The organism is Candidatus Phytoplasma australasiaticum subsp. ipomoeae (genome assembly GCF_024425275.1).
In the GTDB taxonomy this organism is placed as follows: domain Bacteria; phylum Bacillota_I; class Bacilli_A; order Acholeplasmatales; family Acholeplasmataceae; genus Phytoplasma; species Phytoplasma australasiaticum.
Window position 1 is genome coordinate 1 of sequence record NZ_JALQCV010000018.1, and the last position, 5,106, is coordinate 5,106.

Below are 5,106 nucleotides of genomic sequence, written 5' to 3' on the forward strand. Positions count from 1 at the left end.
CATATTAAGTAAAATTATAGTAATTTAAGTTGATCACTACTTCTTTGAAAACTGAAGATGATATTTTATTATTTATTATGATGTTTATATCATAAAAATTTTAAATATTACTATAATTTAAATAAGTAAATATTACTTATTTAAATAATTTATTACGAAGAGTTTGATCCTGGCTCAGGATGAACGCTGGCGGCGTGCCTAATACATGCAAGTCGAACGGAAACCTTCGGGTTTTAGTGGCGAACGGGTGAGTAACACGTAAGCAACCTACCCTAAAGACGAGGATAACCATTGGAAACAGTGGCTAAGACTGGATAGGAAGATAAAAGGCATCTTGTATCTTTTAAAAGACCTAGTAATAGGTATGCTTTAGGAGGGGCTTGCGCCATATTAGTTAGTTGGTAGGGTAATGGCCTACCAAGACGATGATGTGTAGCTGGACTGAGAGGTTGAACAGCCACATTGGGACTGAGACACGGCCCAAACTCCTACGGGAGGCAGCAGTAGGGAATTTTCGGCAATGGAGGAAACTCTGACCGAGCAACGCCGCGTGAATGACGAAGTACTTCGGTATGTAAAGTTCTTTTATCGAGGAAGAAAAGCAAATGGCGAACCATTTGTTTGCCGGTACTTGATGAATAAGCCCCGGCTAATTATGTGCCAGCAGCCGCGGTAAGACATAAGGGGCAAGTGTTATCCGGAATTATTGGGCGTAAAGGGTGCGTAGGCGGTCTAGTAAGTCAGTGGTGTAATGGCAACGCTTAACGTTGTCCGGCTATTGAAACTGCTAAACTTGAGTTAGATAGAGGCGAGTGGAATTCCATGTGTAGCGGTAAAATGCGTAAATATATGGAGGAACACCAGAGGCGTAGGCGGCTCGCTGGGTCTTAACTGACGCTGAGGCACGAAAGCGTGGGGAGCAAACAGGATTAGATACCCTGGTAGTCCACGCCGTAAACGATGAGTACTAAGTGTCGGGTTAAACCGGTACTGAAGTTAACACATTAAGTACTCCGCCTGAGTAGTACGTACGCAAGTATGAAACTTAAAGGAATTGACGGGACTCCGCACAAGCGGTGGATCATGTTGTTTAATTCGAAGATACCCGAAAAACCTTACCAGGTCTTGACATGTTTTTGCAAAATGATAGTAATATCGTGGAGGTTACCAGAAACACAGGTGGTGCATGGTTGTCGTCAGCTCGTGTCGTGAGATGTTAGGTTAAGTCCTAAAACGAGCGAAACCCTTATCGTTAGTTGCCAGCACGTTATGGTGGGGACTTTAACGAGACTGCCAATGATAAATTGGAGGAAGGTGAGGATCACGTCAAATCAGCATGCCCCTTATGACCTGGGCTACAAACGTGATACAATGGCTGTTACAAAGGGTAGCTGAAACGCAAGTTCTTGGCCAATCCCCAAAAACAGTCCCAGTCCGGATTGAAGTCTGCAACTCGACTTCATGAAGTTGGAATCGCTAGTAATCGCGAATCAGCATGTCGCGGTGAATACGTTCTCGGGGTTTGTACACACCGCCCGTCAAACCACGAAAGTTGGCAATACCCCAAAACGGTAGCCTAACTCGTTTATTCGAGAGGGCGCCGTCTAAGGTAGGGTCGATGATTGGGGTTAAGTCGTAACAAGGTATCCCTACCGGAAGGTGGGGATGGATCACCTCCTTTCTAAGGAAACCAATAAAATCAATCATCTTCAGTTTTGAAAGACTTAGGCAACTAAGTTTTTCTTCGTGACTTCACGAAGGGCCTATAGCTCAGTTGGTTAGAGCACACGCCTGATAAGCGTGAGGTCGGTGGTTCAAGTCCATTTAGGCCCACCAGAGTTATAGGTTTCGTAAGAACACAAATTCTTTGAAAATTAGGTAAATAATAGTTATTTATCCGGAACATTAAAGGAAATAAGAGCGCACAGTGGATGCCTAGGCACCAAGAGCTGATGAAGGACGCAATTAACGGCGATACGCTACGGGGAGCTGTAAATAAGTGTAGATCCGTGGATTTCCGAATGGGGCAACCTACTATAAGCAGTTATAGTATCAATTGTTAGGCAACTAACTGATTGAAAGGAACGCAGTGAACTGAAATATCTAAGTAACTGCAGGAACAGAAAGTAATAACGATTCCGGTAGTAGTGACGAGCGAATCCGGAACAGCCGGATACCAATAACTAGTTACCAAATTTTAATTAACTCGAAATAGTTGGAAAGCTATATCCCAGAAGGTGAAAATCCTGTAGAGGTAAGTTAAAATCTAGGGTATCCTCAAGTACGGCGAGACACGAGAAATCTTGTTGGAAGATAGGAGGACCATCTCCTAAGGCTAAATACTCCTTGGTGACCGATAGTGAACTAGTACCGTGAGGGAAAGGTGAAAAGAACCCCGGAAGGGGAGTGAAATAGATCCTGAAACTGTGTGCTTACAAGTAGTCAAAGCTCGTTTAAGAGTGATGGCGTGCCTTTTGCAGAATGAACCGGCGAGTTATGATATAGAGCAAGGTTAAGTTTGAAGGAACGTAGCCGTAGCGAAAGCGAGTCTGAATAGGGCGTTTAGTTGTATGTCATAGACCCGAAACTGAAGTGAGCTAGCCATGAACAGGCTGAAGTGACGTGACCACGTCATGGAGGGCCGAACCAGGACACGTTGAAAAGTGTTTGGATGATTTGTGGCTAGAGGTGAAATTCCAATCGAACTCAGAGATAGCTGGTTCTCCCCGAAATAGCTTTAGGGCTAGCGTTGGGTATTTAATAGTTCTTGAAGGTAGAGCACTAAATGAGTGCGGGCTCCACCTCGGGGTACCAATCTCAATTAAACTCCGAATGTCAAGAACCGTATCCCAGCAGTCAGACGATGGGTGATAAGGTCCATGGTCAAAAGGGAAAGAGCCCAGACCGTCAGCTAAGGTCCCTAAATTAATGTTAAGTGGTTAAGGAAGTAAAAACGTTAAAACAATTAGGAAGTTGGCTTAGAAGCAGCCATCTTTTAAAGAGTGCGTAATAGCTCACTAATCTAATATTTTTGCACCGAAAATGTAACGGGGCTAAACATTATACCGAAGCTACGGATATGTTCCGGCTAGTAATAGCTAAGGAACATGTGGTAGGGGAAGCGTTCTAACATCGTAGAAGCTATAGCGGAAGCAGTAGTGGAGAGGTTAGAAGTGAGAATGCCGGTGTAAGTAACGAAAAGATAGATGAGAATTCTATCCGTCGAAAACCCAAGGTTTCCAGGGGCAGGGTCGTCCGCCCTGGGTTAGTCAGGAACTAAGGCGAGGCAGCAATGCGTAGTCGATGACCAGCAGGCTAAAATTCCTGCACTAAAAAAATCACTGATGGAGGGACAAAAGAGGATAAGCACGCCCTTTATTGGATTAGGGTCGAAAAATCGAGTTTGAGAAGATAGGCAAATCCGTCTTCTTACTTGCCAAAAAATGAGATTTGAGGGTAACGTGACTGTGTTCATATTTTCTAGAAAAGCTTCTAGGGTTAATGATTTTTTTACCTGTACCGTAAACCGACACAGGTGGGAAGGTAGAGTATACTAAGACGCGCGAGAAAACTCTTGTTAAGGAACTCGGCAAAATGACTCCGTAACTTCGGGATAAGGAGAGCTTTTATGATAAAAAGTAAAAGCCGCAGAGAATAGGCCCAAGCGACTGTTTATCAAAAACACAGGTCTCTGCTAAACCGTAAGGTGATGTATAGGGGCTGATGCCTGCCCGGTGCTGGAAGATTAAGAGGAGATGTTCGGGCTTGCCCAAAGCATTGAATTGAAGTCCCAGTGAACGGCGGCCGTAACTATAACGGTCCTAAGGTAGCGAAATTCCTTGTCGGGTAAATTCCGACCTGCACGAAAGGCATAACGATTTGGGCGCTGTCTCAACAAGAGTCTCGGTGAAATCAAATTACCGGTGAAAATGCCGGTTACCCGCGACAGGACGAAAAGACCCCATGGAGCTTTACTGTAGCTTAATATTGGAATTGGAAATCTCATGTACAGGATAGGTGGGAGACAGAGAACTTTAGACGCTAGTTTAAAGGGAGTCACCGGTGGGATACCACTCTTGAGATTTTTAGTTTCTAACCTGCATAAGTGGATTATGAGGGACAGTGTTTGGTGGGCAGTTTGACTGGGGCGGTCGCCTCCTAAAAAGTAACGGAGGCGTTCAAAGGTTCCCTCAAAATGGTCAGAAATCATTTTTAGAGCGTAAAGGTATAAGGGAGCTTGACTGTGAGACCTACAAGTCGAGCAGGGACGAAAGTCGGACTTAGTGATCTTGCGGTACCGAATGGAAGGGCCGTGACTCAACGGATAAAAGCTACCCTGGGGATAACAGCCTTATCGCCCCCGAGCGTTCACAGCGACGGGGCGGTTTGGGACCTCGATGTCGGCTCATCGCATCCTGGAGCTGGAGCAGGTTCCAAGGGTTGGGCTGTTCGCCCATTAAAGCGGTACGCGAGCTGGGTTCAGAACGTCGTGAGACAGTTCGGTCTCTATCCGTCGTGGGCGTTGGAAATTTGCGAGGAACTGTCCCTAGTATGAGAAGACCGGGATGGATATACCGCTGGTGCACCAGTTGGTTCGCCAGAGCCATAGCTGGGTAGCTATGTATAGTATGGATAAACACTGAAAGCATCTAAGTGTGAAGCCTCCCTCAAGATGAGATTTCCCTAAGAGATCCCTGAAAGACGATCAGGTTGATAGGCTAGAAGTGGAAGAGTAGTGATATTTGGAGCTGACTAGTACTAATAGATCCAACGACTTTGATGATAATGGAAAATAACTAGAATTTGCCTAGTTTTGAGAGATTCCGGGTGATTTAACACAGGGGGTCCACCTGTTCCCATCCCGAACACAGCAGTTAAGACCTGTGGTCCCCACAATAGTAATTCATTTGGATTGCCAAGATAGGGGTTTGCCCGGAATTATTTGTAGTAGAGAATTAGCTCAGCTGGGAGAGCGTCTGCCTTACAAGCAGAAGGTCGGGGGTTCGATCCCCTCATTCTCTACCAAAACCGGAAACTTAAGAAGTAAATTTTTAAGATTTTTAGGTAATTATAAGTTTTTAGGTAATTATAAGTGTTATTTAAGCC

General features: G+C 44.9%; 2 tRNA genes and 3 rRNA genes. All 5 read left to right on the plus strand.

Going from position 1 to position 5,106, the window contains the following annotated elements:
* Window positions 1-151 precede the first annotated feature (151 nt).
* The 5 genes from NQK76_RS02320 to NQK76_RS02340 all read left to right on the plus strand — a co-directional run bounded on the left by NQK76_RS02320 (window position 152) and on the right by NQK76_RS02340 (window position 5,025).
* Window positions 152-1,681 (plus strand): 16S ribosomal RNA (locus tag NQK76_RS02320).
* A gap of 78 nt (window positions 1,682-1,759) precedes the next feature.
* Window positions 1,760-1,836 (plus strand) — tRNA-Ile (locus NQK76_RS02325).
* Between the two features lie 68 nt (window positions 1,837-1,904).
* Window positions 1,905-4,783, plus strand: a 23S ribosomal RNA gene (locus NQK76_RS02330).
* A gap of 39 nt (window positions 4,784-4,822) precedes the next feature.
* Window positions 4,823-4,938, plus strand: a 5S ribosomal RNA gene (gene rrf, locus NQK76_RS02335).
* Together the 16S, 23S and 5S rRNA genes with 2 tRNA genes alongside form the textbook arrangement of a ribosomal RNA operon.
* Before the next feature lie 11 nt (window positions 4,939-4,949).
* Window positions 4,950-5,025 (plus strand) — tRNA-Val (locus NQK76_RS02340).
* Window positions 5,026-5,106 lie beyond the last annotated feature (81 nt).